The 26,758-nt window shown below is 48.6% G+C and carries 22 protein-coding genes and 1 tRNA gene; 18 read left to right on the top strand and 5 right to left on the bottom strand.

Annotation, left to right across the window (positions count from 1 at the left end; all coding sequences use genetic code 11):
- The first annotated feature begins 139 nt into the window (after nucleotides 1-139).
- The 10 genes from BACCOPRO_RS10690 to BACCOPRO_RS10635 all read left to right on the top strand — a co-directional run bounded on the left by BACCOPRO_RS10690 (nucleotide 140) and on the right by BACCOPRO_RS10635 (nucleotide 16,577).
- On the top strand, nucleotides 140-5,773 hold the full coding sequence (locus BACCOPRO_RS10690) for an alpha-2-macroglobulin family protein (RefSeq protein ID WP_008143531.1): 5,634 nt from the start codon (nucleotides 140-142) through the stop codon (nucleotides 5,771-5,773).
- 64 nt (nucleotides 5,774-5,837) lie between these two features.
- Nucleotides 5,838-6,914 carry a DUF1573 domain-containing protein gene (locus tag BACCOPRO_RS10685; RefSeq protein ID WP_008143530.1) on the top strand — a complete coding sequence of 359 codons (1,077 nt, stop codon included), beginning with the start codon at nucleotides 5,838-5,840 and terminating at the stop codon, nucleotides 6,912-6,914.
- Between the two features lie 3 nt (nucleotides 6,915-6,917).
- Complete coding sequence (gene meaB / locus BACCOPRO_RS10680; RefSeq protein ID WP_008143529.1) at nucleotides 6,918-8,027, top strand: methylmalonyl Co-A mutase-associated GTPase MeaB; 1,110 nt, start codon at nucleotides 6,918-6,920, stop codon at nucleotides 8,025-8,027.
- Nucleotides 8,018-9,163 carry an acyltransferase gene (locus BACCOPRO_RS10675; protein ID WP_008143528.1) on the top strand — a complete coding sequence of 382 codons (1,146 nt, stop codon included), beginning with the start codon at nucleotides 8,018-8,020 and terminating at the stop codon, nucleotides 9,161-9,163. Before meaB ends, BACCOPRO_RS10675 begins: the two co-directional genes overlap by 10 nt.
- Before the next feature lie 166 nt (nucleotides 9,164-9,329).
- Nucleotides 9,330-10,712, top strand: a complete 1,383-nt coding sequence (locus BACCOPRO_RS10670; RefSeq protein ID WP_008143527.1) for a polyamine ABC transporter ATP-binding protein — start codon at nucleotides 9,330-9,332, stop codon at nucleotides 10,710-10,712.
- A 26-nt stretch (nucleotides 10,713-10,738) separates the two neighbouring features.
- Entirely contained in the window at nucleotides 10,739-11,539 is an 801-nt protein-coding gene (locus BACCOPRO_RS10665) for an ABC transporter permease (RefSeq protein ID WP_008143526.1), read from the top strand.
- Nucleotides 11,533-12,327, top strand: coding sequence for an ABC transporter permease (locus tag BACCOPRO_RS10660; RefSeq protein WP_008143525.1), 795 nt, complete (start codon nucleotides 11,533-11,535; stop codon nucleotides 12,325-12,327). The genes BACCOPRO_RS10665 and BACCOPRO_RS10660 overlap by 7 nt, the downstream gene beginning before the upstream one ends.
- On the top strand, nucleotides 12,324-13,661 hold the full coding sequence (locus tag BACCOPRO_RS10655) for an ABC transporter substrate-binding protein (RefSeq protein ID WP_008143524.1): 1,338 nt from the start codon (nucleotides 12,324-12,326) through the stop codon (nucleotides 13,659-13,661). The genes BACCOPRO_RS10660 and BACCOPRO_RS10655 overlap by 4 nt, the downstream gene beginning before the upstream one ends.
- 645 nt (nucleotides 13,662-14,306) lie before the next feature.
- Nucleotides 14,307-15,455, top strand: coding sequence for a DUF4934 domain-containing protein (locus BACCOPRO_RS10640; protein ID WP_008143521.1), 1,149 nt, complete (start codon nucleotides 14,307-14,309; stop codon nucleotides 15,453-15,455).
- 6 nt (nucleotides 15,456-15,461) lie between these two features.
- Nucleotides 15,462-16,577 (top strand): BF3164 family lipoprotein, encoded by a 1,116-nt coding sequence (locus tag BACCOPRO_RS10635; RefSeq protein ID WP_008143519.1) that lies wholly within the window; start codon nucleotides 15,462-15,464, stop codon nucleotides 16,575-16,577.
- Between the two features lie 94 nt (nucleotides 16,578-16,671).
- On the opposite strand, the gene pfkA is transcribed toward BACCOPRO_RS10635, so the two are convergent.
- From pfkA to cmk, 3 genes are all read right to left on the bottom strand, one after another.
- Entirely contained in the window at nucleotides 16,672-17,652 is a 981-nt protein-coding gene (gene pfkA, locus BACCOPRO_RS10630) for a 6-phosphofructokinase (protein WP_008143518.1), read from the bottom strand.
- An 89-nt stretch (nucleotides 17,653-17,741) separates the two neighbouring features.
- The gene (locus BACCOPRO_RS10625) at nucleotides 17,742-18,605 is read right to left on the bottom strand and encodes a 4-hydroxy-3-methylbut-2-enyl diphosphate reductase (RefSeq protein WP_008143517.1); all 864 of its coding nucleotides are present in this window, start codon (nucleotides 18,603-18,605) and stop codon (nucleotides 17,742-17,744) included.
- Nucleotides 18,592-19,290 (bottom strand): (d)CMP kinase, encoded by a 699-nt coding sequence (gene cmk, locus BACCOPRO_RS10620; protein WP_040311370.1) that lies wholly within the window; start codon nucleotides 19,288-19,290, stop codon nucleotides 18,592-18,594. Before cmk ends, BACCOPRO_RS10625 begins: the two co-directional genes overlap by 14 nt.
- 168 nt (nucleotides 19,291-19,458) lie before the next feature.
- Here cmk and BACCOPRO_RS10615 point away from each other — a divergent pair, with 168 nt between their 5' ends.
- The 8 genes from BACCOPRO_RS10615 to BACCOPRO_RS10580 all read left to right on the top strand — a co-directional run bounded on the left by BACCOPRO_RS10615 (nucleotide 19,459) and on the right by BACCOPRO_RS10580 (nucleotide 24,787).
- The gene (locus tag BACCOPRO_RS10615) at nucleotides 19,459-20,148 is read left to right on the top strand and encodes an energy transducer TonB (protein WP_008143510.1); all 690 of its coding nucleotides are present in this window, start codon (nucleotides 19,459-19,461) and stop codon (nucleotides 20,146-20,148) included.
- A 211-nt stretch (nucleotides 20,149-20,359) separates the two neighbouring features.
- Nucleotides 20,360-21,316 (top strand): polyprenyl synthetase family protein, encoded by a 957-nt coding sequence (locus BACCOPRO_RS10610; protein ID WP_373920405.1) that lies wholly within the window; start codon nucleotides 20,360-20,362, stop codon nucleotides 21,314-21,316.
- 4 nt (nucleotides 21,317-21,320) lie between these two features.
- A complete protein-coding gene (locus BACCOPRO_RS10605; RefSeq protein WP_008143508.1) occupies nucleotides 21,321-22,109 on the top strand; it encodes a TatD family hydrolase in 789 nt (262 codons plus the stop codon).
- A gap of 157 nt (nucleotides 22,110-22,266) precedes the next feature.
- Nucleotides 22,267-22,354: transfer RNA gene (locus BACCOPRO_RS10600), tRNA-Ser, on the top strand.
- Between the two features lie 76 nt (nucleotides 22,355-22,430).
- On the top strand, nucleotides 22,431-23,219 hold the full coding sequence (locus tag BACCOPRO_RS10595) for a MotA/TolQ/ExbB proton channel family protein (RefSeq protein WP_008143507.1): 789 nt from the start codon (nucleotides 22,431-22,433) through the stop codon (nucleotides 23,217-23,219).
- A gap of 8 nt (nucleotides 23,220-23,227) precedes the next feature.
- Nucleotides 23,228-23,692, top strand: coding sequence for a hypothetical protein (locus BACCOPRO_RS10590; protein ID WP_008143506.1), 465 nt, complete (start codon nucleotides 23,228-23,230; stop codon nucleotides 23,690-23,692).
- 39 nt (nucleotides 23,693-23,731) lie between these two features.
- Nucleotides 23,732-24,319 carry an ExbD/TolR family protein gene (locus tag BACCOPRO_RS10585; RefSeq protein ID WP_008143505.1) on the top strand — a complete coding sequence of 196 codons (588 nt, stop codon included), beginning with the start codon at nucleotides 23,732-23,734 and terminating at the stop codon, nucleotides 24,317-24,319.
- Between the two features lie 3 nt (nucleotides 24,320-24,322).
- The gene (locus BACCOPRO_RS10580) at nucleotides 24,323-24,787 is read left to right on the top strand and encodes an ExbD/TolR family protein (protein WP_008143504.1); all 465 of its coding nucleotides are present in this window, start codon (nucleotides 24,323-24,325) and stop codon (nucleotides 24,785-24,787) included.
- 90 nt (nucleotides 24,788-24,877) lie between these two features.
- On the opposite strand, the gene BACCOPRO_RS10575 is transcribed toward BACCOPRO_RS10580, so the two are convergent.
- Together BACCOPRO_RS10575 and BACCOPRO_RS10570 are read right to left on the bottom strand one after the other, a co-directional pair.
- The gene (locus BACCOPRO_RS10575) at nucleotides 24,878-25,423 is read right to left on the bottom strand and encodes a GNAT family N-acetyltransferase (protein WP_008143503.1); all 546 of its coding nucleotides are present in this window, start codon (nucleotides 25,421-25,423) and stop codon (nucleotides 24,878-24,880) included.
- A 19-nt stretch (nucleotides 25,424-25,442) separates the two neighbouring features.
- A complete protein-coding gene (locus BACCOPRO_RS10570) occupies nucleotides 25,443-26,726 on the bottom strand; it encodes an IgA Peptidase M64 (RefSeq protein ID WP_008143500.1) in 1,284 nt (427 codons plus the stop codon).
- Nucleotides 26,727-26,758: the final 32 nt, after the last annotated feature.

Raw genomic sequence — 26,758 nt, 5'->3', positions numbered from 1 at the left:
ATTCTTCTTAGGGGAAAGATGCTCTATTTTGTGATAAATCCTTTCGTTTTCAATTCTTTAATAGCTTTCCATGCAGTAATCTGAGTTTTTTTTTGTTATTTTATAAAATCAAAGTATCAGAAACTAAAGCGAAGAAGTTATGAAGAAGATAGTTTGCCTGGTCGGGCTGATGATTTTATTCAGCTTTGGACTGACGTCTGTACAGGCGCAGAACTATGACCGATTGTGGAAGGAAGTAGAAGAACTGCAGGAGAAAGACTTGCCCCGTTCCGTGATCGATGCGGTAGACCGTATCTATGCTTTAGCCCGGAAGGAGGAAAATCGTCCGCAGATGATGAAAGCCTGGCTGGTTCGTGCGGAGTATCGTGTTGCTTTGTCACGTGACAGTCTTCAGGCTGAACGGGACAGCCTGAAGATATGGGCAGAAACGGAAACCGATACGGTGACGCGTGCCGTGCTTTATAGTTTATTGGGAAACAAAGTACAGAATGTATTTCAGGATGATGTCGATGAAGCCATTTCGTACTTCCGCAAATCGTTGCACGATGTGGAGGTGCTGGGACGTACTTCAGCCAAAGACTATCGTCCGATGACAGAATCCGGTCAGCTGAGTGAGACCTTTCAGCTGGATAACATGTTCGATCTGCTGACCCGAAGAGCTGTCCGGAGCCTTGCTGATGAATGGACATGGACGAATGCCGGCAGAAATTCCGATATACAGAGAGAAATTCTGGCTTTGTATGACCGGCTGATTGCTTTTTATGAGAAAGAGAACAGCAACCGTTCGGGAGTTCTGTTGACCAGACTGGCCCGGCTGATGTATCAGCAGGAACGGCTTACGGGCCTGTATGGGGTGTCCCTTCAGGAAGTTCAGAAACAGTTGAAAGCGTGGGCCGAAGAATATAAAGGTCTGGAAGCTTGTGCAGATGTGTATGTGAAGCTGGCTGACAGTTATGGCCAGCAGGGAGATCGGGTACGTCAGCTGGAAACGGCCCGTGAAGGACTTCGGCTTTACCCTCGTTCGCAGGCAGCTGAAAATCTGCAATGTCAGATTGATGAGGTTCTGGTTCCTTCTTTGTACGCCAGACTTCCTTTTGTCTATCCCAATCAGGATGTGGATCTGACAGTTTGTTATCGGAATCTGAAAAAGGTAAGCTTCGAGCTTTATCGTCTGAAACTGTCTCCTGCTTCACCGGTGTTGAACGGGAGTCTGAAAGAAAAAGTATTGATAAATCAATATGGCCGGAAGGTTGCTTCCCGCACGTATGTATTGCAGGCGACTCCCGACTACAAGGAAAAGACAGATACACTTCGCTTTCATACTCCCGGTCCCGGTATTTATATGCTCAAGCAGGTACCTGAAGGAAAACTGGAACCGGATTATACATTACTTTATGTTTCACCTTATGCCTGTCTGCTGACTCCTGTATCCGGAAAGACTCTGGAACTGACAGCCGTTGATCAGTTGAGCGGGCATCCTGTACCGGAAGCTGAAATTGTAATTTACCGGTCAAAAGAGGGCGGCTACGAGGAAATGACAGCTTACCGGACCGGTAGTGACGGACGTGTGCTTATTCCTGATACCCTCGGTTCCGGCTTCTTTTGCAATGTCCGTACGCCGGGAAATGACTATATGCCGATAAGTTTGTCCCGGTCTGTTCTTTATTTCCCGGAGAAAAAGCAGGGGGAAATGAAGCGGCAGGCAACTCTGTTTACCGACCGTTCTTTGTATCGTCCCGGACAGACCGTGCAGGTTTCAGGTATTTTGTATGGACAGACCGGAGACTCTGTCCGGGTACTGAAAGATGAGGAATGTGAAGTGATACTTTCGGATTCACACACCCGTAAAGTTTCGGAAGCTGTAGTCAGAACCGATGAATTCGGAACCTTCTCCGCAGAATTTGTACTTCCTCAGCAAGTACTTCCGGGAAATTTCTCCGTGTCCGTAAAGGGGCTTTCCGCGCGTTACATCCGGGTGGAAGAATACAAGCGCCCCACATTTGATGTTGTCTTTGAACCCTACACCGCTTCTTATCGCATGGGTGATACGCTGACGGTAAAGGGAACGGCCAAGACTTTTGCCGGAGCACCGGTACGTCTGGCCAAAGTCCGTTATCAGCTGACGTGTTCCAGAGCGTGGTTGTGGCGTGCTTTTTCCGGAGAATTGGATTTGATGTCGGGAGAAGTTGAGACATCTGCCGACGGAACATTCTCTTTGCAGATTTGTCTGAAGCGTCCTGAAATGGATAATCAGAACATAGAACGTCCGTACTATATATATAAGGTATCGGCTGCGGTAACTGACGGAGCTGGAGAAACACAGGTGGGCGAACTGGCTTTGCCGGTCGGTGAACAGTCTGTAGGCTTGCTGGTCAAGGGGCTTACGGAACGGGTAGCCCGTGAGAAACGGGAGAAGATCCAGTTCCAGGCATTGAACCTGAACCATCAGCCCGTACAGCTGGAAGTGACTTATCAGATATTTACCCTGAACGAAGAAAAAGAAACGGGAACGTTGGTTTGCGAAGGAAAGCAGGAAGCTCAGCATTCCTTTGTTCCTGAAGACTTGCTGGCCTTGCCTTCAGGACGTTACCGGATGAAAATCAGTGCAACGGACTCTCAGGGTCGTCCCTGTAGTGCCGAACAAGACTTCATTCTCTTCTCGTTGAGTGATGTCCGTCTGCCGGTGGAAACCACAGACTGGTTCTATGAAGATACTTCAGGCTGGGAAGAAGGTAAGGAGGCTGCGTTGTATATAGGCAGCAGTGAGTCCGATGTCCGGCTGTTTGTCAATGTATATTCTAGTGAAAAGCGGATTGAAACGCAGTGCATTCCGCTGAACCGGGAAATCAGAAAGTTCACGTATTCCTGGAAACCCGAATACGGTGACGGCTTGCAGGTTGTATTCACTTTCTTGCGCAAGGGACAATTATATACTCATCAGGTAGCCTTGCTCCGCCCCCGTCCGGAGAAAAAACTACAGTTGAAGTGGGAAACATTCCGCGATAGACTTGTTCCGGGCGGGCAGGGAGAATGGAGCCTGTCAGTAGCCGATGCGGAAGGTAATCCGGTACGTGCAGCCTTCCTGGCTTCTATGTATGACGCATCATTGGATAAACTGTTTGCACATAATTGGGCTTTCAGTCTTTCCTTCAACCGTATCTTGCCGGGCACATGGCCGGCGATGGCGGGCATCAGACATCAGGCTTATCTGCACAGCAGCCTGCCTGTAAAGTATCCTGGTCGCGGATTTAACTTGCTGGGTGAGGAAGAGTACAGCCGTTTGTATCGTTCCTCTCTCTTCGGTCAGTCTTATCTGTATCCGACACGGATGTACAAGGCACAGGCCGTACCCGTATTGGCCAGTGTGGAAGAAAGCGCCCGTAATGCGGCATCCGGTTCTGTTTCCGACGTAGTGTTCGAAGAAGAACTGATAAGTATGGATCAGGCTGCTCTGCCGACTGATGCCACTTTCGGAGAAGGGACTGCACAGACAGCCGGAACGGCTTTGCGAAATAACTTCTCGGAAACAGCCTTTTTCTATCCTTATTTGCGTACCGATTCGTTGGGAAAGGTAAGTTTCTCATTCGTTTCTCCGGAAGCTTTGACCGAATGGCGCTTCCAAGGATTTGCACATACTCAGGAAATGGATTATGGCCAGATCTCAGGTTCAGCCCGAACGAGCAAAGATTTCATGGTGCAGCCCAATCTGCCCCGCTTCCTGCGAATGGGCGATGAGGCGAAGATTCCGGTGTCTCTGGTCAATCTGTCTATGGAAGATGTCAGCGGAACCTTGACGTTGCGTATGTACGATCCGGTAACGGACCGTCTGGTATTCTTCTCGACACAGAAGTTTTCGGTTAAGGAGGGACAGAGCAGTGCAGCTTCCTTTACCTATCATGTGAATGACCGTTACGATGTACTGGTTTGCAAGATAACTGCCGATGCAGGTAAGTTCAGCGATGGCGAGCAGCATTATCTTCCTGTGCTGACAGACAAGCAGTGGATAACCGAAACCTTGTCCTTGCAGTTGAATGGCAAGGAAGGGGTGACAGTGAAAACTGAAAACCTTTTCAACGGTCGGAGCCGGACAGCCTCCGGAAAGAGACTGACTGTGGAACTGACGGCTAACCCCGACTGGTATGCTGTTCAGGCTTTGCCGGTGGTCGGAAATCCTTCAACCGATGATGCTGTGGCCTGGGCAACGGCATATTATGCCAACCGGCTTGCCGGTGTGCTGGTGGAAGCCAATCCGGCTATCAGCCGTGTATTTGAATCCTGGAAGAAGTCCGGAAAGGATCAGGAAACACTGATGAGCAATCTGGGGAAAAACAGTGATCTGAAAGATCTGCTGCTGACCGAAACACCCTGGGTGGCTGAAGCTGCTGATGAGGCTGAGCAGAAACGGCGCATAGCCCTGCTGTTTGATCTGAACGGCATGAGTTCCCGTTTGCAGCAGGCTGCGGACAAGTTACGGACACTTCAGCTGACGGACGGATCCTGGAGCTGGTATAAGGGAATGAAAGGCAGCCGTTACATCACCACTCAGACTGTGGAACTGATGGCTCGTCTGAAAGCAATGAATATTTCCCTGACGGACGGAATGGAAGCACAATATGGACGTGCACTGGGATATTTGCGAAAAGAGGTGAAGAAGGTTTATGAACAGATGCGCATACAGGAGCGGGAAAACAACATTCAGGTACGCCCGGATGAGCAGATTGTGAAATACCTTTATATCTGTGCTTTGGACGAAACGGCACGGAAACAGGCTGATAAGGAAATCAATACTTACTTCCTGGCCCGGCTGACCAACTGTTCTGCCGAATGTTCCATTTACGAAAAATCCCTGCTGGCGGTCATCATGCATGCATACGGACAGAAGCGGCAGGCCGAACTGTTGTTGCAGTCTGTGAAGGAATATATGCTTGCAACTCCGGAAATGGGCAGATATTTCGATACTTCGAAGGCAGGATATTCCTGGAACAGTTATAAGATACCGACACAGGTCGCTGCCATGGAAGCTATCTGGAGAATAGCTCCCGACCAGCATTTGTTGGGCGACATGAAGCAATGGCTGCTGAAGCAGAAGCAGGTACAGGTGTGGGATACTCCGCTGGCTACCGCAGATGCTGTCTATGCTTTTCTGGGTATGGGAGGCAACCGTCTGCAGGTAAGCGGAAGCCTGAAAGCCCGGATCGGTTTGAAGACACTGGTCACTCCCGACGACGCGTTGGGATATGTCCGTCAGACTTATACCGGTGCTGACACGGAAGTATCCCGGATTGCAGTAGTCAAGTCGGGTGAAGGTTTGTCGTGGGGAGCTGTCTATGCCCAGTATCTGGAAGACATGATTCGTGTCCGTCCGTTCCGGACCAACGGACTGGGAATCGTCCGCGAGTACTGGCTGGGTGATGAACAGGTTTCGGCTTCAACCCGGTTGAAACCCGGTGACAAGCTGACTGTACGCCTGACGGTGAAGGCCGACCGGGATATGGATTTCGTACAGATCAAGGACGAACGTGCCTCCTGCATGGAACCTGCTGTCCAGCTGTCTGGTTATCACTGGAACGGCGGCATCGGATATTATCAGGTGAACAAGGATGCTTCCACCGAATTCTTCATCGATCAGATGCGGAAAGGCACTTATGTACTGGAGTATACCGTTTATCTGGACCGTCCGGGAACTTATCAGGCAGGCATTGCCACTATACAGTCGGCTTATGCCCCCGAGTTCAACGGACATACGGACGGTGTGGAACTGACGATTGAATAAGGTAAAAGTTGCGTTACTGAAATATTCTCTCTATCTTTGTTTCCGTAAAAACAGATAAAAATAGATGAAGCGCATATTACTTCTTGCAGGAATATTGATTGCCGTGTCGTCGGTACTTCAGGCACAGCCTAAGATAAAATTCGAGAAAGAAACACAGGAACTGGGTTACGTCCTCTGGCGTAACCCGGTTACCGTAACCTATCATTTTACGAACGACGGCGACAAGCCGCTGGTCATTTCGAATGTCACCACTTCGTGCGGTTGTACGGAAGCGAAATGGACCGAAGATCCGATTCCCGCCAGCGGTAAGGGCGAAGTGACTGCCATCTTCGACGCTGAGGCCATCGGCCGGTTCTACAAGGAAGTCGGCGTGTATTGCAATGCCTCTTCCACTCCCATTTACCTTGGATTCAACGGTGAAGTAACTGCCGATCCCAAGAACTATACCTTTACCCATCCTTATGCGTTTGGCTCTATCCGGCTGGACAAGGAAGAAATCGAGTTTGATGATGTCAATAAGGGAGACAATCCGGTATTTGAAATTCTGGTAGCCAATACATCCAACAAGGCCTACTCGCCTGTGCTGATGCACCTTCCTCCGTATCTGACGGCGAAAGCTGTTCCCGAAGTGCTGGGACGCGGAAAGAACGGACGCATTGAAGTGACACTGGATTCGGAGAAACTGCCGAAACTCGGCATTACGCGTACTTCCGTCTACCTGGCCCGCTTTCCGGGTGACAAGGTAGGAAGCGAGAATGAGATCCCGGTATCAGTAGCCTTGCTGCCCGATTTCTCGCATGAATCTGAATGGGTGAAGAATAATCCGCCCGTACTGACCCTGTCAGCAACGAGTCTGGAATTCCCGCCGTTGAACCCGAAACAGAAGAAATCGCAGAACATCATCATTACCAATACGGGTAAGTCTGATCTGACGATTCAGGATATGCAGGTGTTGAACATCGCACTGGCCGTACGCTTGAAGAAACGTGTCCTCAAACCCGGTGAGTCAACCAAGATGAAGATTACCGTGCTGGCAGAAAACCTGCCGCGTGTCAAGGGAACGCCTCGTGTGCTGATGCTGACCAACGATCCGAAACATCCGAAAGTAACCATCCGAGTAAAAGCAACCGTAAAAGAATAAATTATGGAACACCCCGAAAATAGTGATGCTTACAAGGGGTTAACTGTAAACAAGGGTATCGAACAGCCCTCAATTGTTAATCCTTATCTGAAACTACGAAAGAAACCCAAACGCCGCCAGTTTTCGGTGGGCGAATATGTGGAAGGCATTGTCAAGGGCGATGTCACCGTGCTTAGTCAGGCTGTGACGCTGGTGGAGAGTGTGAAACCCGAACACCAGACCATAGCTCAGGAAGTGATTGAGAAATGCTTGCCTTATTCCGGCAATTCGGTTCGAATCGGAATCAGTGGTGTGCCGGGTGCAGGAAAGAGTACGTCCATCGACGTCTTTGGCCTGCATGTACTCGAAAAGAAAGGAGGTAAGCTGGCGGTGCTGGCCATAGACCCGAGCAGCGAACGTTCCAAGGGAAGTATCCTCGGCGACAAGACCCGTATGGAGAAGCTTTCCGTTCATCCGAAGTCATTTATCCGTCCCAGTCCTTCAGCCGGATCGTTGGGTGGGGTAGCACGTAAGACCCGTGAGACCATCATCCTGTGTGAAGCAGCCGGTTTCGACAAGATCTTTGTTGAGACAGTCGGTGTGGGACAGAGTGAAACGGCCGTACATTCCATGGTCGATTTCTTCCTGCTGATCCAGCTTGCAGGTACGGGTGACGAACTGCAAGGCATCAAGCGCGGCATTATGGAAATGGCCGACGGCATCATCATCAACAAGGCTGACGGAAATAATATCGAGAAAGCCAAGCTGGCCGCAGCTCATTTCCGCAACGCTCTTCATCTGTTTCCGGCTCCGGAATCGGGATGGACTCCGCAGGTACTTACTTATTCCGGCTTCTACGGAATCGGAATTGAAGAAATCTGGGACATGGTGTTCCGCTATATTGATTTCGTCAAGGCCAACGGCTATTTCGAACACCGCCGGAACGAACAGTCCAAATACTGGATGTATGAAACCATCAATGAACATCTCCGCAACAGTTTCTATAACAATCCCGACATAGCTTCCATGCTGTTGGAGAAAGAACGGGAGGTGCTGGAAGGACGGACAACCTCCTTCACGGCAGCCCGCAAACTGTTGGATACATATTTTAAACATTTGCCGTCATGGGAATAGAATCCAAGCATACTGTCGGATGGGTGGACGTGCTGCGCATCATGGCCTGTTTTCTGGTTGTGTTCGCCCATTGTTGTGATCCCTTCGTTGCGCGTTTTGATTCCGACCGCTCTGCTTTCCTGCAGGGATGTGCGCTGGGAAGTGCCGTGCGCTGCTGCGTACCGTTGTTTGTCATGATGACCGGTGTACTCCTTTTCCCGGTCCGTCCGGCAGGAATGGGAGACTTTTACCGCAAGCGTATCGGCCGCATTGTCGTCCCCCTGCTTTTCTGGTCGGTGGCCCTTCCGCTGCTGTTCTTCTTTCATCTGAACTATGTCGTAACGACTGATAACCCTACGGTCGACATGCAGACTTTTACGCCCGGCATGACACTGACCAAGATCTATACCTGTATCTTCAACTTCAACTATGATACGACCCCCCTCTGGTATCTCTACATGCTGGCCGGTCTGTATCTGGTGATTCCCGTCTTCGGTGCCTGGCTGGAGAAAGCTTCCCGCAAGGATATTCTTCTTTTCCTGAAAGTATGGGGCATTTCTCTCTTCCTGCCTTATCTGAAGATGCTGGCCCCTGCGCTGGGATACATCGGAAACTGGGGTAACATGGATATTCTGGGCGGATGTGACTGGAATGCTTTCGGCACCTTCTATTACGTGTCCGGATTCATCGGTTATCTGGTGCTGGCCTATTATCTGAAAACTTATCCGCTCGCATGGAGCTGGAAGAAGACGCTGTGGACAGGCATCCCGATGTTTCTGGCGGGCTATGCCGTTACCTTCGGCGGCTATCTCGTGATGCAGGAATATTTCCCCGGCAATTATGCCTATCTGGAGATTGTATGGCTGTTTGGAGGTATCAATGTCTTTATGATGACCTTCCCGGTGTTTGTGATTGTACAGAAATGGAATCCCCGGACTTCTCCTTTCCTGTCACGCCTGGCTTCGATGACGTTCGGCATTTATCTTTGCCATTTCGTTTTTGTACAGATGGGATATGACCTCTTTGCCGCCCTGCTGCCGGAAGGAACTCCTTCCGTTGTACGCATCGTGTGTATGGCCGTGACCGCCTTCCTGGTGAGCGGACTGCTGGTACGTCTGTTCTTTGCCAGCCGCCTGACCCGCAGGCTGGTGGCCTGAAATACATCGGATTTTTGCAGGAATGTAATAACTTTGCATTTATTTCCTGCATAAATATCCGATGAAATTCTCCTTTTTACGAAAAGGAACGAGAAAAAACGGAGGAAATGCAGGATGACATTGAATATATATGTACCTTTGCACACGAATTTTGTTCAATGAAAATATGCAAAGCGAAAACAGACCGATTATTGAGATTAAAAACGTTTCGAAGTTTTTTGGAGAAAAAACAGCTCTTGACCATATCAACCTCACAGTCAATAAAGGAGAGTTTGTTACCATACTGGGTCCTTCCGGATGCGGAAAGACCACTTTGCTGCGTCTGATTGCAGGCTTTCAGACCGCTTCGGAAGGCAGTCTCTGTATTGCCGGAAAGGAAGTGACGCAGACTCCTCCCCATAAGCGTCCGGTCAATACGGTGTTTCAGAAATATGCACTTTTCCCTCATCTGAATGTCTTTGACAATATCGCTTTCGGACTGAAGCTGAAAAAAATGCCCAAGCCCGAAATGGAACGTAAGGTCAAGGCTGCCCTGAAGATGGTGGGCATGACCGACTACGAATACCGTGACGTCAATTCCCTGTCGGGCGGTCAGCAACAGCGTGTAGCGATAGCCCGTGCCATTGTCAACGAACCGGAAGTGCTGCTGCTCGACGAGCCGCTGGCTGCTCTCGACCTGAAGATGCGCAAGGACATGCAGATGGAACTGAAGGAAATGCACAAGTCGCTGGGCATTACCTTCGTGTATGTCACTCACGATCAGGAAGAGGCCCTTACACTGAGCGACCGCATTGTGGTGATGAGCGAAGGAAAGATCCAGCAGATCGGCACGCCGACTGACATCTACAACGAACCGGTCAATTCGTTTGTAGCCGATTTTATCGGCGAAAGCAACATCCTGAACGGAACCATGATCCGGGACGGACTGGTGAACTTCTGCGGACACGATTTCGAATGTGTGGACAAAGGCTTTGGAGAGAACAAGCCTGTGGATGTAGTGGTCCGTCCGGAAGACTTGTATATCTTCCCGGTGTCGGATGCAGCCCAGCTGCGCGGCGTAGTACAGTCGTGCATTTTCAAGGGCGTACACTACGAAATGACCGTACTTTGCGGGAACTACGAACTGGTGGTGCAGGACTATCATTGCTTCCCGGTGGGAGATGAAGTAGGCCTGCTGGTGAAGCCTTTCGACATTCATATCATGAAGAAGGAACGTACGGAAAACACGTTTGAAGCAACCATTGTGGACGAAACCCATGTGGAATTCCTGGGATGCCGCTTTGAATGTCTGCCCCTGAAAAACTGTCCCGCAGAGGGAACGAAGGCACAGGTGGCGGTCGGTTTCGACCGGGTAGTCCTGCTGGACAATGAAGAAGACGGCATGCTCACCGGTGAAGTGAAGTTCATCCTCTACAAGGGTGACCATTATCATCTGACGGTTCTTTCCGACTGGGAAGAAGATGTGTTCGTCGATACCAACGATGTGTGGGACGATGGTGACCGGGTGGGTATCAGCATTCCGGCAGACGCCATCCGTGTGATTCTATAACTCTATAAACGGACTGAAACAGGAAAATGAACAATTTGCGAATCTTTTTCTCTTCACGCAAGAGCTGGACTTTGCCTTATCTGATCTTTTCAGCGGTGTTTGTCATCATTCCGCTGATTCTGATCCTGGTTTATGCCTTTACCGACGATGCCGGCCATCTGACTCTGGAGAACTTCCGGAAGTTCTTTGCCCATCCCGAGGCTGTCAACACGTTTGTCTATTCCATCGGTATCGCCATCCTGACAACCATCGGCTGTATCCTGCTGGGTTATCCGGCAGCCTGGATACTCAGCCAGAGCAAAATGAGCTATTCGCGGACGCTGATCCTGCTGTTTATCCTTCCCATGTGGGTAAACATCCTGATCCGTACGCTGGCTACCGTGGCTCTGTTTGATTTCCTCCGCCTGCCGCTGGGCGAAGGAGCACTGATCTTCGGAATGATCTACAATTACCTTCCGTTTATGATTTACCCCATCTACAATACGTTGCAGAAGATGGACCGCAGTTACATTGAGGCAGCCCAGGATCTGGGAGCCGGCTCTTCCCAGGTATTCTGGAAGGTGGTTTTTCCGCTTTCCATGCCGGGAGTGGTGAGCGGCATCATGATGGTTTTCATGCCGACCATCTCCACCTTTGCCATTGCGGAGCTGCTTACGATGAACAACATCAAGCTCTTTGGTACGACCATTCAGGAAAACATCAACAACAGTCTGTGGAACTACGGTGCGGCCCTGTCGCTGATCATGCTGTTCCTGATTGCCGTCACTTCGCTGTTCAGCACTGAAAATTCCGACGATTCGGAGAAAGGAGGAGGAAACGTATGGTAAAGAAGATCATCATGCAGACCTATCTCTGGGTTCTGTTGCTGATGCTGTATGCACCCATTGCGATCATTGTCATCTATTCGTTTACGGATGCCAAGGTGCTGGGCAACTGGACGGGCTTTTCGCTTGACCTCTATAAATCGTTGCTCAACACGGGAGCCCATCATTCTCTGATGAATGCGTTTGTCAATACGGTGCTCATCGCCCTGATAGCTGCCACGGCATCCACTTTGCTGGGAAGCATAGCGGCGATAGGAATCTATAACCTGAAGGCACGGAGCCGGAAGGCCGTCGGTTTTGTGAACTCCATTCCGATTCTGAACGGAGACATCATTACCGGTATCTCGCTCTTCCTTCTTTTCGTGTCGCTGGGCATTACGCAGGGATTTACGACCGTCGTGCTCGCCCACATCACCTTCTGCACGCCTTATGTGGTGCTGAGTGTCCTGCCGCGTCTGAAGCAGATGAACCCGAATCTGTATGAAGCGGCTCTCGATCTGGGAGCCACTCCGATGCAGGCTCTCCGCAAGGTTATCCTGCCGGAGATCCGTCCGGGAATGCTCAGCGGCTTCCTGCTGGCCCTGACCATTTCAATCGACGACTTTGCGGTGACGGTGTTCACCATCGGTAATCAGGGGCTTGAAACCTTGTCTACCTACATTTATGCCGATGCGCGCAAGGGAGGACTGACGCCCGAACTGCGTCCCTTGTCGGCTGTCATCTTTATCGTCATCCTGGCGTTGCTGATCATCATTAACCGCAGAGCGGGCAAAGAGAAGAAAGGAATATGAGAAAATATGTATTGTATCTGGCACTGCTGGCTGGTCTGCTGACCGGCTGTTATAACGAGGAAGACTCGCGCGAGCATGTGCTGAAAGTATATAACTGGGCCGACTATATCGGCGAAGGTGTTCTGGAAGATTTCCAGCAGTACTACAAAGAACAGACGGGAGAAGAGATCCGGATCGTTTATCAGACCTTTGACATCAATGAAATCATGCTGACCAAAATCGAAAAGGGGCATGAGGATTTCGATGTGGTCTGTCCTTCGGAATACATCATCGAGCGTATGCTCCGCAAAGACCTGCTGCTGCCCATTGATACGGTTTTTGCCCATTCTCCCAATTACATGAACGGAGTGGCGCCCTATATCCGGGAACAGATCGACAAACTGGGTACTCCCGACAATCCTGCCAGCCGTTATGCCGTGTGTTACATGTGGGGAACGGCCGGCCTGTTGTATAACCGGGCTTACGTCAGCGAATCGGATCTGAAGTCCTGGGGATGCTTGTGGGATAAGCGCTTTGCCGGAAAGATTCTGATGAAAGATGCTTACCGGGATGCCTACGGAATGGCATTGCTTTATGCCCGTCGCCGGGATCTGGCGGAAGGACGGGTAACGGTGCCCGAACTGATGAACGATTACTCGCCGGCCTCCATGGACTCGGTAGAAAAGTATCTGAAGCTTCTGAAGCCGAACGTGGCCGGATGGGAAGCCGATTTCGGAAAGGAAATGATGACCAAGGGAAAGGCCTGGATGAACATGACCTGGAGCGGTGACGCCCAGTGGGCCATAGAAGAAGCCCGTACGGTAGGAGTGGAGCTGGCCTATACCGTTCCCGAAGAAGGCAGCAACATCTGGTATGACGGATGGGTAATACCGAAGTATGCGCGCAACCGCAAGGCAGCCAGTTACTTCATCAACTTCCTGTGTCGTCCGGATATTGCCTTGCGCAACATGGAAGAAAACGGTTATGTCAGTTCGATTGCTGCTCCCGAAATTATGGAAGCGTGTATTGACACGACCTTGACGGAGCCGGTGGACGCCAGCTACTTTTTCGGTCCGGATGCCAGGGCTGTGAAGTTACGCAACACGCAGTATCCTGACAGGTCCGTTGTGGCCCGCTGTGCCATGATCCGGGATTTTGGCGACCGTACGGTGGATGTACTTGAAATCTGGTCGCGGGTGAAAGGCGATAACCTGAACGGAAGTATCGTTGCCCTGATTCTGGTGGTGGCCGGCCTGTTGTGCATCTGGCAGATACGCCGCCGCTGGATGGCTTACAAGCGCCGCAATCTGCACCGGAAACGGAGAAGAAGACAACGGAGAAAGCCGGGGTGCTGAAGTGCCTGTCAGGCAGAATCAAAATGACATTTTGTATATCCGGACCTCTGAGAATCGCTTCTTTGCGTACTGTTGTGCAGAGGGATTGGATTTTGAAACTTATTTTTCGTGTGAAGGAGTGATTCTCAAGGGAATGACTCCTTTTTTAACATTTCCGGACGACTCGTTCCGGAATGAAAGAACACTCAGAATTCCCTTTTTTCGGGATGATCGGAAATCTGCCGAAGCATTTTGGGGATTTCCTTAGACGAATGGGGAGAAACGTCGGCACGTTTCAGTTGATTTGTGCTGTCAGTTTCGGGGAATTGGCCGGACAATGCAGGCCGAAAGAGCGCTCAATTTGGTATAATTATGCGGTTTCCTCCGAAAAACTCTCTTTTTTTATCCGTTTCATGTGCCGGATCAGGCATCTGTTTAAAAGGGTAAGTTAGCATATTCCTTTATTTTGTGTCTTATTTTTAGTTATTCGTCTGATTAGCTTTCGTTTTGATTTTGCTTGAATTCCCGGTAAAATCCGGACGTAAAGTTTACTTCTCTAAAGAAAAAATTATACCTTTGTCATATTCAGACAGCAGTTTGTATGTTGTGTGAATACCCCGATGAAAAGAGTAAGATTTTAGATCACTGAATTAAAGTTTTATCCGAATGTCTTTCTTTGGTAAAAGTAATCAATCCCTGCTTGTTATCCTGAATATAATTCTTGCAACAGCATGTACAGGTGGTTCCTCAAAGGAATCCTGTGACTCTTGTGAAGTACCTGTGGATGATACTCTTTTTATTTCAAGCGAATATGGTAATTCTGAAAGCATGAGTCGTAATATGTCTGCGGTGCGCTTTGTTATCTTGCATGAGGATGATCAGACAATGTTTTCAGACATGAATCAGCTGATAGATGCTTTTGGAAAATATTTTGTAGTTGATTCTTATAGCAGTCGCAGAGTCGTTTCATTTGATCACGATGGCAAGCCTTTCGCTTCATATGGAAGAAGAGGGAATGGACCTGGGGAGTATGCTCTTCCCTGGAATGTAGACGTGAGTGCCGAATATGTATATATTCAGGATATATCCCAGCGGAAATTAATCAAGTATGACCATCAGGGAGTATTCATTGACAGCAAGGAGATCCCGTTTGAAAGTAAAGGATTTACCCTTTTGAAAGATGGCAAAATATTATTTAAGCTTGAACCTTCGAAAGAAACCAATTATCAGCTTTGTGTTACCGACTCGATGCTGACTCCTCTGAAATATATGCTGCATTATCCGGATGGATACGTTGGAGGATGGGTTACAAACAATGCTTTCCAAAAGAATAAAAACGGAATCTCTTATTATTGCTCTCCGGCTGATACGATATATCGTCTGGACTATGATGGTAATCTGACGGGCAAACGCTTGCTTAAATTTGAAAATGGACCGATTCATGAGTCCGCCAGGATTAATTTCATTGCTGCGGAAGAAAAAGGCCTTATTACGGGAGGCATGCATTTGCTTGATAATCCTGTCGAACTGTCTGATGGCACTTGTTTGATGGAAGTGACTGACTATACCAATGAAGGAACTTATACTATAACCCTGAATCCGGCAGATGGAATTCGTAAAGTTTTGAAATTTGCGGATAATATGTCGGTGTATGATGTGATAATGCCGTATAAGTCTGATCAGGAAAATCAGGTTATCAGTTATCTGGATCAGATGATAGCCGGTAAATGTTACGATTTTAAAATACTTCCGGACAGCCTGGTCAAAGCATTGGATGAAGGAAACAGATTATTAGTGGTACATGAGATGAAATAAACAGTTATGAACCGAATTGCATTTGTTTTGACTCGTATGGCTTCGGCCTCTCTGCTTTCTGCATGCTTTCTGCTGGGAATGAGTTCTTGCGGAAAAGAAGCAGCCCGTTCTTCTTCCATTGCCCGGTGCTTCGTAAAGGATTCCTGTGCGACACTTTCCTGCGGGAAGGAGAAGCTGCCCATTGACGTTCTTTATCCGACCGATCTTCTGGCGGTCGATACCTTTCTGCTGGTCTTTCAGCACCATGAGGAGAATATGATACAGGTGTATGGAACGGAATCTTTGAAACATTTGGGAAGTTTCCTGAAGAAAGGCGGCGGACCGAACGAGGTGGTAACTTTCGGGCTGGTTTCCCAATGGTACATGGAGAATGGAGATCCCAAGGTCGTTATCCAGTCGTATCCCAATTATTTAGGGATTCTGAATGTACGGGAGTCCTTGAAAGCCGGACAGACCGTGTATGACCGGCAGTATAAGTTCGATACTCCTTTAGGGAAAAAGCTTTATCAGGCTTCTCACAGTGTTTATGTCCTTGATCCGGATCATCTGATGATGACAAAGGATCCTTTGCGTTCAGGAGTGGAAGGAAACAATAATTTCTTCTGGGAGTTTTATGATTGTCCGGGTGACAAGGTTACCCGCCAGCTGAAATATGAGGATTTTCCGTGGATGGAATCTTTCCTGAAAGAGTCTTTCCGGGCCATCAGTCCCGACCGCTCCAGAGTAGCTGTGTTCTATCGTTTCTTTGATCTGGTTACGGTTGCCGACCTTTCCTCGGGCCGTGTGACCCAGTTCCTGCCGGAGGGAAAGTCTCTGAGTCCGGCTGAGGTTCAGGACGTGGACCGCCGCTGCCTTTATTATAAAATGGGAAGATGTACGGATGATTATGTGTTCGGTCTGTACGCAGGCGGACTGAGTGTGAAGCTGGAAGACGATCCGCGGTATAAGGACAGGAATACGCTCCGGATCTATGACTGGGAAGGCACTCCGTTGTATAAGTATGATTTTGACGAACGTGTCAGGACGTTTGCGGTGGATGAGCAGCAAAGATATCTGTACGCCGTGACCGATTCGGATGCGATTGTGAGATATGATCTGAAAGGCTTGTCTGCCGGAAAATAAGTCATGCGGCTTCGGAGGCAGTCAAGGCAAAGCGCCGGTCTGTAGCGGGGAAGTCCCGTACAGCCGGCGCTTTGCCTTGACAGAATGCTGTCAGTTAAATGGATAATTCGTGCAGAACGTTTACCAGTTCGCGGTCAATCGGCTTGTCGTTCTTGATTGCTTTGGTAAACGGAACATATACGATCTGGTCGTTTTCAATACCGATCATCACGTTACGCTGGCCTTCCATCAGTGCCTCGATGCTGGCTACTCCCATGCGGCTGGCAATGATACGGTCGTGTGCGGTCGGGCGTCCGCCGCGCTGCAAGTGTCCGAGGATGGAAACACGTACGTCGTATTGCGGGAATTCGTTCTTCACACGTTCTGCATAATGCATGGCACCTCCGGTGATTTCACTTTCGGCTACCAGAACGATGGAACTGTTCTTGGATTTACGGAAACCGTTGTTGATGAATTCTTCCAGCTGGTCTACTTCGGTATTGAACTCCGGAATGATGGCTGCTTCGGCACCGGAAGCGATGGCTCCGTTCAGGGCCAGGAAGCCGGCGTCACGACCCATGACCTCCACGAAGAACAGACGTTCGTGAGAAGTTGCGGTGTCGCGGATCTTGTCGACTGCATCCAGAATGGTATTCAGGGCGGTGTCGTAACCGATGGTTGTATCTGTTCCGAACAAATCGTTGTCGATGGTTCCCGGAAGTCCGATACAGGGAACGTCGTATTCCTGGGCCAGCAGACGCGCACCTGTCAGTGAACCATCACCTCCGATAACGATCAGTGCGTCGATTCCTTCCTTCTGCATGGTCTCGTATGCAATCTGTCGTCCTTCCGGAGTCTTGAATTCCTGACATCTTGCCGTCTTCAGGATGGTACCGCCCAATTGTATGATATTGCTGACGTTTTCAGTTTTGAATTCCTTGATTTCGCCTGTGATCAGTCCTTTGTAACCTCTGTAAATACCTTTCACTTTTAATCCGTTGTAGATAGCCGAACGTGTTACGGCGCGGATTGCGGCATTCATACCCGGAGCATCGCCACCGGAAGTCAGAATACCGATGCATTTAATCGTTCCCATAATGATTCTGTTTGTTATGATTTCTGCTGCAAATGTACAAAATAAAGTGCTTTTACAGCAGGAAACCGGGTTTAAATTTTGTTAGTTGCTCAGTCTTCCATGATGACTTTCCGACAGGCTTCCATCAGCCACTTCGGAGTGGACGTGGCTCCACAGATACCGATGGACCGTGCCTGGCGAAGCAGTTCCTTGTTGATTTCTTCCGGACGGTCAATCTGCCACGTGTTCGGGTTGACCTTGCGGCATTCCTGGAAAAGTATCTTTCCGTTGGAGCTCTTGTGTCCGCAGACAAAGAACACCAGGTCGTGGGAAGCGGCGAATTCCCGGATGTTGGGCATGCGGTTGGCCACCTGGCGGCAGATGGTGTCGAAATACTGGAAGCTGGCCTGCGGGGCAATGTGTGCTTCGATGTATGACACAATCTGGCGGAATTCGTCCAGTGACTTGGTGGTCTGTGAGTACAGACGGATGTCCTTGGTGAAATCGAGCCGGGTCACTTCTTCCAGTTTCTCGATGACAATGGCTTTTCCGTTGGTCTGTCCCACGAGGCCCAGCACTTCGGCATGTCCGTTCTTGCCGTAGATGACAATCTGTTTTTCCGTATCGGCCGGTGTCGAATCGAATTCCTGCTTGATGCGTTTCTGCAGACGCAGTACGACGGGACAGGTTGCATCGATGATCTCGATGTTGTTCAGTCGGGCTGTCTCATAGGTCTGGGGCGGCTCGCCGTGGGCACGGAGCAGCACTTTTGCATTTTTCAGCCGGGCAAATTCGTCGTGATTGATGGTAATCAGTCCCAGCTGTTTCAGGCGCTCGCATTCTTGTCCGTTGTGCACAATGTCACCCAGACAATACAGCGGTTCGCCTTTGGCCAGTTCTTCTTCGGCTTTCCGGATAGCGGTAGTGACTCCGAAGCAGAAGCCGGAGCCTTCGTCGATTTCAACGTGATGCATGGATTGCTTTTTCAAATTGTTCTTTTAACCATTCTTTTTGTTCGGCAATGCTCATCAGGCTGTTGTCAAGCAGGATGGCATCGTCGGCCTTGCGAAGCGGGCTCACTTCACGCGTCTGGTCGATGCGGTCCCGCTCTTCTACATTGTGCAGAATGTCTTCGAAGGAAGCTTCCTGTCCTTTTGCTTTCAGTTCATCGTAGCGGCGGCGGGCACGGATTTCGGCCGATGCCGTAACGAAGATTTTCAGTTCGGCATCGAGGAAGACGGCAGTTCCTATGTCACGTCCGTCCATGACAATGCCTTTTTCCTTACCCATGGCCTGCTGCTGTCTGACCAGTGCCTGGCGGACAAATCCCAGGGCGGCAACCGGGCTTACGTGAGACGAAACTTCCAGACTGCGGATGCGGTCTTCCACGCAGACATCGTTCAGATACGTCTGCGGTCGCTGGCTGTCGGCGTCGAGGCGGAACGAAATGTGTATGTCGTCCATCTGATCCTGTAAATCCTTTTCCCGGATGCTTCCGTCTGCATTGAACAGTCCGTGTTCCATACAGTAAAGGGTGACTGCACGGTACATGGCTCCGCTGTCTATATAAATGTATCCTATCTCCCGGGCCAGATCTTTGGCCATTGTGCTTTTTCCGCACGATGAAAAGCCGTCTATGGCAATGATTATTTTCTTCATAAATAATGTCTGTTTGAGCCTCAAAGATAGGGATTTTTTACGCACCTGCATAGGAAGTGGGAAAATTGTTCACGCTTTTGCATATTTTTCACGGAGGAAGTGTTGCGGTTTCGGAGATTTGTGCTACATTTGCCGAACAGAGAATTATTAACCAATAAAAACTATTTTATGGAAGTTAAGAAATCGCCGAAAGCGGATCTTGAGGGTAAAAAAACCACAGGATTGCTGATTGGTTACGTGCTGATCTTGGCAGTGATGTTTGTTGCTTTCGAATGGACAGATCGTGACAAACAGGTAACTACCGATACTGGTATCGTAGGACCGATCTTTGAAGAGGAAATGATTCCTATCACAGAACAGGAAGAAAAACAACCCGAACAGGCACCTCCTCCCGAGGCTCCGAAGGTAGAAGAAGTTCTGCAGATTGCAGATAACGACGCCAATGTACAGGAAACTGACATTGCTTCCAGTGAAGAAACCGGACAGGCAGTGGAAATCAAGTACACTCCGGTTGAGGTAGAAGAGGAAGAACCGGAAGAAGAAGAAATCTTCCAGGTTGTAGAAGAGCAGGCTTCTTTCCCGGGCGGTTATGGTGAATGTTTGAAATGGTTGCAGAAGAACATGAACTATCCGCAGATTGCACAGGAAAACGGTGTACAGGGACAGGTAGTTGTACGTTTCGTCGTTAATAAGGACGGTTCTATCGTAGACCCGGTAGTTGTTCGTTCTGTTGACCCGTATCTGGATAAGGAAGCACTTCGCGTTGTGAAGCTGATGCCGAAGTGGAATCCGGGTAAACAGCGTGGTAAGGCCGTACGTTGTATGTTTACCTTGCCGGTTAGATTTAGATTGCAGTAAAAGGATCTGCGGAACATCCTTTGCGGGAAGTTCCGCGATTCCTTTCCTTGGAAATAGTGATTCCACGGGTTTCACAGGTTCTCTCAGGCAGAGACCCGTGAAATCGGTGGAATTTGTTTTTTTAAGGCTTTCCTTTCTCTTTACAGGAAAGAACCTGACTCATGTTTTATTAACGGAATTTTGTATGAAGCAACTGGATAGTGAAGAACTGATGAAGCGGATTCATGCGTACATCGAACAGCTTTCTTATTCGCGTGAACCGAAAGGATTGTATGATCCTATTGAATATGTATTGGCTTTGGGAGGAAAACGTCTCCGCCCTGTGTTGATGCTGCTTGCCTATAACCTGTACCGCGAAGATGTGGAAAGTATCTTCTCTCAGGCGGCAGGAATCGAGACCTATCATAACTTTACGCTCTTGCATGATGACTTGATGGATAATGCAGACATGCGTCGGGGAAAGCCGGTCGTTCATAAGAAATGGAATGAGAATACGGCCATTCTTTCCGGAGATGCCATGCTGATTCTTTCTTATCAGTTTATGATGAATCAGTGTCCGCCGGAGCATGTACAGGAAGTGATGGAAATCTTTGGCCGGACAGCACTTGAAGTATGCGAGGGACAGCAGTGGGATATGGAATTTGAAAGCCGCAACGATGTGACTGTCGGTGAATACATTGAGATGATCCGGCTGAAGACATCGGTTCTGCTGGCTGCAGCCCTGAAGATCGGTGCCGTACTGGGCGGAGCATCTTCTGCCGATGCACAGAAGCTTTACGACTTTGGTATCCGGATGGGACTGGCTTTCCAGTTGCAGGATGATTACCTGGATGTTTATGGCAATCCGGCTGTCTTCGGCAAGAAGATCGGAGGAGATATCCTGTGCAACAAGAAAACCTACATGCTCATTACTGCACTGGAGCAGGCGAAGGGAGAGAACCGTGAGGAACTGTTGCGCTGGCTGAATGCGGCAGAGTTCGTTCCGGAAGAAAAGATTGCTGCGGTGACTGCTATATATAATAAGGTGGGAATTGCCGGGTATTGCGATGCGCAGATCGAAAAATATTATCAGGAAGGTCTGCAGTTGCTAAATGAAGTTGATGTGGATGATGCTCGTAAGGAAAATCTTCGTATATTTGTCCATCATTTAATGGAGCGGAAACTGTAACGGAATGATAAGCCTGATTGATACACATACTCATCTTTTCGCCGAAGAATTTGACGAAGACAGGGAGCTCGCTGTGTTACGCGCCGGTGAGGCAGGCGTGACGCGACTGTTCATGCCGAATATCGACGATACGACGGTAGAGTCCTTACTGGCACTCTGCCGGAAGCATGAGGAATGTTATCCGATGATCGGTTTTCATCCGACTTCTGTCGATACGGACTGGATGAACCGTCTGGCCAGAGTGAAAGAATGGTTGCTTTCCGGAGAACGCTTTTATGGTATCGGTGAGGTAGGTATGGATCTTTACTGGGATAAAACCTATCGTCTGGAGCAGATGAAAGTGCTTGATGAACAAGTTCGCTGGGCTTTGGATTACAGCCTGCCTCTGATCATTCATTGCCGTGAAGCTTATCCCGAATTGCTGGAAGTGCTGGAACCCTATCGGACAAGCGGGCTGACAGGAATCTTCCACAGTTTTACCGGAACGGCTGATGACGCAGCCCGTCTGCTGGAGTATTCCGGTTTTATGCTGGGTATTAACGGTGTAGTAACCTTCAAGAAGTCTTCGCTGCCGGAAGTGCTGAAAGAGGTACCTCTGAGCCGGCTTGTCCTGGAAACAGACTCGCCTTATCTGGCTCCTGTGCCTTATCGGGGAAAACGGAACGAAAGTGCTTACCTGGTGAAGGTGGCCGAGAAATTGGGAGATGTTTACGGGCTTCCGTTGGAGAAGATTGCCGCAGAAACGACGGAAAATGCCTTAAAACTCTTCAAAATCGCGGGGAGAAGTTTTTAAAGTTTATTAATTTTGCGTTAATAAATAAACTTTTGCCGGATGAATATGACGTAAGACGAAAAAAAAGAATACATTTGTGACTGAAATCGCTTGCGGTTTTCTATTTTATTTGTAATTTGCAGCCGATTTCAGAAAGGGGTCTTTGAATAGAGACATTGGAGAGGTGCTCGAGTGGTTGAAGAGGCACGCCTGGAAAGCGTGTATACGTCAAAAGCGTATCACGGGTTCGAATCCCGTTCTCTCCGCAAAGGAAATTTTTGGAGAAACAACTAAAACAATTTATAAACTATTAATTAATTAATCTTAAAAATTAGACACACAATGAAAAAGTTATTTGCAATTCTTGCAGTGATGGGAGTCCTCTCGTTTGGAATGACTCAGACAGTTATGGCTCAGGACGCAGCAGCTCCTGCAACGGAACAAGTAGCAGCAACCGATGACGCAGCAGCTCCTGCTGTAGTTGAAGAAGGTGGTATGCACAAAGAGTTGAAAACCAAATTTATTGAAGGTGATGCAGGCTTCATGTCATTGGTTGCTATCGCATTGGTTCTTGGTTTGGCTTTCTGTATTGAACGTATCATTTATTTGAGCTTGGCTGAAGTTGACGTTAAGAAATTGATGGCTAAACTGGAAGCTGCTTTGGAAAAAGGTGATGTAGAAGGTGCTAAGACTATCTGCCGTAACACTCGCGGTCCTGTTGCTTCTATCTGCTATCAGGGTCTGATGAGAATCGATGAAGGTCTGGACGTTGTTGAACGTTCTGTAGTATCTTACGGTGGTGTTCAGGCAGGTTACCTGGAAAAAGGTTGCTCTTGGATCACTCTGTTCATCGCAATGGCTCCGTCTTTGGGATTCTTGGGTACTGTAATTGGTATGGTTATGGCGTTCGATGATATCCAGCAGGCTGGTGATATTTCTCCGACAGTTGTTGCCGGTGGTATGAAAGTTGCGTTGATCACTACTATCTTCGGTTTGATCGTTGCATTGATCCTTCAGGTGTTCTATAACTACATCCTGTCTAAGATCGAAGCTATTACAAGCCAGATGGAAGATTCTTCTATCACTCTGCTTGATATGATCATGAAGTATAACTTGAAATACAAAAAATAATTAGAACAATGGCTAAATTATCATACAAAGTTTCTTACTACGTATTTTATGTCTGCGTTGCCTTGATCTTGGTAGTGCTGGGCATGTTCTACGGAGTAGGATACGGTGAAACCAATGCAGCAGGTCAGGTTGAACCTGCTAATACACCGGCGCTGATGTACTTGATGTACGGAATGTTTGCCGTGACTGTGATAGTGACTCTCATAGGAGCGATTGCTCAGTTCGGTGGTGCTTTGAAAGATAATCCGAAAGGCGCAATCAAGTCTCTGCTGGGATTGATTCTGTTAATCGTTCTGTTGGTTGTAACTTATAATATCGGATCTAGCGAACCGGTTGTACAGGGCGGTGGCGAAGTTTATAGCGATACAATGTGGTTGAAGATTACAGATATGTTCTTGTATTCAACTTATGTATTGGCTGTTATCGCTGCAGTAGGTACATTGGTAAATATGTCTGGAATCTTTAAGAAATAAATATTCATTGAGTTTGATAATTAAAACGAAGTAAGTAAAATGGCAAAAAGAAATAGAAAAGTGCCCGGAATCAATGCAAGTTCTACGGCCGATATTGCCTTCATGTTGCTTATTTTCTTCCTTATTACAACATCAATGGATACTGACCGTGGTTTGGCGAGACGTCTTCCGCCTCCCCCAGAAAACGATCAGCAGAAAGATGACGTTATCATTAAGGAACGTAACATTCTTCAGGTTCGTATTAATAAGGACGACCAGTTGATGGTTGGTGGAGAATGGTTCGATATTAAGCAGCTGAGAGAAAAGGCTAAGGAATTTATCTCTAATCCGAATGATGATCCGAATATGCCGGAAAAACATGCAAAGCATTTGCCTTTCTTCGGTGACGTGATGATTCCTGACAAGCATGTAATTTCCGTGCAGAACGACGTGGGTACAAGTTACGATATGTATATTCAGGTGCAGAACGAACTCGTAGCTGCATACAATGAATTGCGTGACGAATTGGCTAACTCACAGTTTGGAAAGAGCTTCGCTGAATGTTCTGAGGATGAAAAGAATGCTATCATCGAATACTATCCGCAGAAGATTTCTGAAGCTGAACCTAAAAAATATGGAGGAAAATAAACAATGGGAAAATTTAATAAGAGCGGTAAGCGCGAGATGCCGGAACTGAATACTTCATCATTGCCTGACCTGATCTTTACCATGTTGTTCTTCTTCATGATCGTAACAACAATGCGTGAAGTTACTTTGAAGGTTCAGTTTAAGGTGCCTGCTGCTACCGAATTGGAAAAATTGGAACAGAAATCTCTGGTTTCATTCATCTATATCGGTAAGCCGATGAAGGAGTTCCAGAAAACGATGGGTACTACAGACCGTATTCAGTTGAACGATAAGTTCGCTGAAGCTTCTGAAGTTCAGGACTACATCTATCAGGAACGTGAAAACATGAAAGAGGAAGACAAGCCATTTATGACTGTATCTCTGAAGGTTGATTCTAAGACCAAGATGGGTATCGTAACAGAAGTAAAACAGGCTCTTCGTCAGGCATACGCTTTGAAGATCAACTATTCTGCAACTCAACGTCAGTAATAGTTCTCATATAAGCAATAAAAAAAAGTCGTCTCCTTCGGGAAGACGACTTTTTTTATGCCTGTTTGTTTCTTGCCGGCCGGGAAATGTTTACCGTACTACTCCGTACACTTCCCGGTGAATATTGTCACGGACAGTTTCAAATTGCGGATCAAGGGCATCGGTACCTGTGTACATCAGAAAGAGCGGCAGTTCTTCGCCCCCTTTCCGATACGCCGGCTGGATATATTCCTTTTCGCACAGGGAAAAGCCGCAGCGGCGGTAGAAACCGATCCGTCGGATGCTCAGGTCGGTTTCTGGCTTCTCCACTTCCAGCACGATCAGCCCCGGGAAATGCTGTTTCAGCTCCTCCATGATCTTCCGTCCATAGCCCTGGTTGCGCACGTCCGGCGAAGTTGCCAGATGTTCCACGTAAGTAAATCCATTCAGATTCCAGGTCGTAATAAGCCCGACCCGGACAGTTCCCTTTTCCGTTTCATCGGTTATCAGGTGACAGTTGAATTGCGGATTCCGGTCTGTCTGTTCGCGCTGTGCATCGTCATCCCGCCGTTCTGCTTCCGGAAAAGAGAGATGTAACAGTTCTTCCACGAAGGAATAGTCCGGATGATCCGTTTTAATTTTCGTAAGTGTCAGCATGGTAATCGTTTGTTTGAAGTTATTTGGTATAGAAATTGATCAGCCGTTCGATGGCACGTTCACAGACCGGGCAGAAGCGAGGAGCTTCGTTGATCTTCATACGGCATTCCGTAGTCGGGCGGTAGATACCTTTCAGGCTGTAGCCCGCACCTTCGTAAACACCCACCTGAGTATAGATCTTTTCCGGATCCTTCTGCACCGGTGTCGGCACCGGAGTTCCTTCAGGCAGCATGTCTTTCCATTTGCTTTCAAAGTTCACCAGTGTGGTAATGTTCTGCTCCCACGGTTCGATGTCATATGGATAAAGCGGACTGGGCTCTTCGGTGTAGGCATATTCGTCAGCCAGTCCTGCGAAACTGTGGCCGAATTCATGCACGACTACCGGCCGGAACATCGGGTTGTGCGTAGTGGTCAGTGTATAGGAATTATAGATACCGCCTCCGCCGTAAGTATCCGTATTGGCCAGAATGATGATATGTTCATAAGGGATTCCTGCCAGCCAGTTGTGGATAGCCTTTACGCTCCGGGTTGTCAGGTAACGGTCGGAATAGAACGTGTCGAAGTGTGAACTGACTGCCGTACTCTTCCATTCGTCACGCCGGGGAACGCTCACACCGCTGTCCTGAGAAGGACTTGCCACCGCAACAATATTGAAGCGGTCTTTCAGGTGTTTGAACGGTTCGTGGTCGAACAACGCTTCGCAGGCAATCTCAGCATCCTTGTAGAAGAGATCCATTTCGGCTTGCGTATAACCTTCTGCCAGGATAGCTACGTCGATACAGTCTTCAGCTGTTCCGCTTTGGAGCAGATAACGGTGCGGAGTAATCCGTTCGTTGCCCCGCTGGTGAATCAGGATATCCTTCGGATTGACCTCGTGGGTGAGTGAGGCACATACTTCCTGCCGGGCATTCTTCAACCGCACGGTAACGGTGGCTGCTTCCTTCGGATAAGGCAGCAGGAAACTGTTTTCAAAGCTTCTTTTTACCTCCTTTGCTTCCGCTTCTCCCAGCCATTCCTGGAACAGGCTGGAGAACGAAGTACGGTAGATCACCTTTCCTGTAGCCTTGTCCTTCATTTCGATGTCACCGTTTCCTGCCAGTGGAAGTTCACTCAGATGGTGGCGGCGTCCGGCCCACTGAGGCAACGAGCTCAGCTCGTCCAGGCAGATATCCTGGTGTTGATAATCTCCCGTGAACACATAGTCCACGCGTAGAGTCCGGTCGGTAAACCAGTCCCCGAAGTTCTGCCCGTGGGCAGCCAGGCAAGCGCAAAAAAGCGCGATAGAGCATACTGTTTTCTTCATAGTTTCTGATGATTGTTTTCACAAAGATATAA

Origin of the sequence: Phocaeicola coprophilus DSM 18228 = JCM 13818, from assembly GCF_000157915.1 — a bacterium.
Classification (GTDB): Bacteria; Bacteroidota; Bacteroidia; order Bacteroidales; family Bacteroidaceae; genus Phocaeicola; species Phocaeicola coprophilus.
The sequence above is the reverse complement of the archived record's forward strand: the minus strand, read 5'-3'. Positions and strand labels throughout refer to the sequence as shown.

Bases quoted from the DNA above. Each gene is read 5' to 3' on its own strand.
- BACCOPRO_RS10585 (WP_008143505.1), top strand. From the start codon at position 23,732: ATGGCAAAAAGAAATAGAAAAGTGCCCGGAATCAATGCAAGTTCTACG.
- BACCOPRO_RS10635 (WP_008143519.1), top strand. From the start codon at position 15,462: ATGAACCGAATTGCATTTGTTTTGACTCGTATGGCTTCGGCCTCTCTG.
- BACCOPRO_RS10655 (WP_008143524.1), top strand. From the start codon at position 12,324: ATGAGAAAATATGTATTGTATCTGGCACTGCTGGCTGGTCTGCTGACC.
- cmk (WP_040311370.1), bottom strand. From the start codon at position 19,290: ATGAAGAAAATAATCATTGCCATAGACGGCTTTTCATCGTGCGGAAAA.
- BACCOPRO_RS10615 (WP_008143510.1), top strand. From the start codon at position 19,459: ATGGAAGTTAAGAAATCGCCGAAAGCGGATCTTGAGGGTAAAAAAACC.
- BACCOPRO_RS10665 (WP_008143526.1), top strand. From the start codon at position 10,739: ATGAACAATTTGCGAATCTTTTTCTCTTCACGCAAGAGCTGGACTTTG.
- BACCOPRO_RS10675 (WP_008143528.1), top strand. From the start codon at position 8,018: ATGGGAATAGAATCCAAGCATACTGTCGGATGGGTGGACGTGCTGCGC.
- pfkA (WP_008143518.1), bottom strand. From the start codon at position 17,652: ATGGGAACGATTAAATGCATCGGTATTCTGACTTCCGGTGGCGATGCT.
- BACCOPRO_RS10625 (WP_008143517.1), bottom strand. From the start codon at position 18,605: ATGCATCACGTTGAAATCGACGAAGGCTCCGGCTTCTGCTTCGGAGTC.
- BACCOPRO_RS10605 (WP_008143508.1), top strand. From the start codon at position 21,321: ATGATAAGCCTGATTGATACACATACTCATCTTTTCGCCGAAGAATTT.
- BACCOPRO_RS10570 (WP_008143500.1), bottom strand. From the start codon at position 26,726: ATGAAGAAAACAGTATGCTCTATCGCGCTTTTTTGCGCTTGCCTGGCT.
- BACCOPRO_RS10685 (WP_008143530.1), top strand. From the start codon at position 5,838: ATGAAGCGCATATTACTTCTTGCAGGAATATTGATTGCCGTGTCGTCG.
- BACCOPRO_RS10580 (WP_008143504.1), top strand. From the start codon at position 24,323: ATGGGAAAATTTAATAAGAGCGGTAAGCGCGAGATGCCGGAACTGAAT.
- BACCOPRO_RS10670 (WP_008143527.1), top strand. From the start codon at position 9,330: ATGCAAAGCGAAAACAGACCGATTATTGAGATTAAAAACGTTTCGAAG.
- BACCOPRO_RS10660 (WP_008143525.1), top strand. From the start codon at position 11,533: ATGGTAAAGAAGATCATCATGCAGACCTATCTCTGGGTTCTGTTGCTG.
- BACCOPRO_RS10690 (WP_008143531.1), top strand. From the start codon at position 140: ATGAAGAAGATAGTTTGCCTGGTCGGGCTGATGATTTTATTCAGCTTT.
- BACCOPRO_RS10640 (WP_008143521.1), top strand. From the start codon at position 14,307: ATGTCTTTCTTTGGTAAAAGTAATCAATCCCTGCTTGTTATCCTGAAT.
- BACCOPRO_RS10575 (WP_008143503.1), bottom strand. From the start codon at position 25,423: ATGCTGACACTTACGAAAATTAAAACGGATCATCCGGACTATTCCTTC.
- BACCOPRO_RS10610 (WP_373920405.1), top strand. From the start codon at position 20,360: ATGAAGCGGATTCATGCGTACATCGAACAGCTTTCTTATTCGCGTGAA.
- BACCOPRO_RS10590 (WP_008143506.1), top strand. From the start codon at position 23,228: ATGGCTAAATTATCATACAAAGTTTCTTACTACGTATTTTATGTCTGC.
- BACCOPRO_RS10595 (WP_008143507.1), top strand. From the start codon at position 22,431: ATGAAAAAGTTATTTGCAATTCTTGCAGTGATGGGAGTCCTCTCGTTT.
- meaB (WP_008143529.1), top strand. From the start codon at position 6,918: ATGGAACACCCCGAAAATAGTGATGCTTACAAGGGGTTAACTGTAAAC.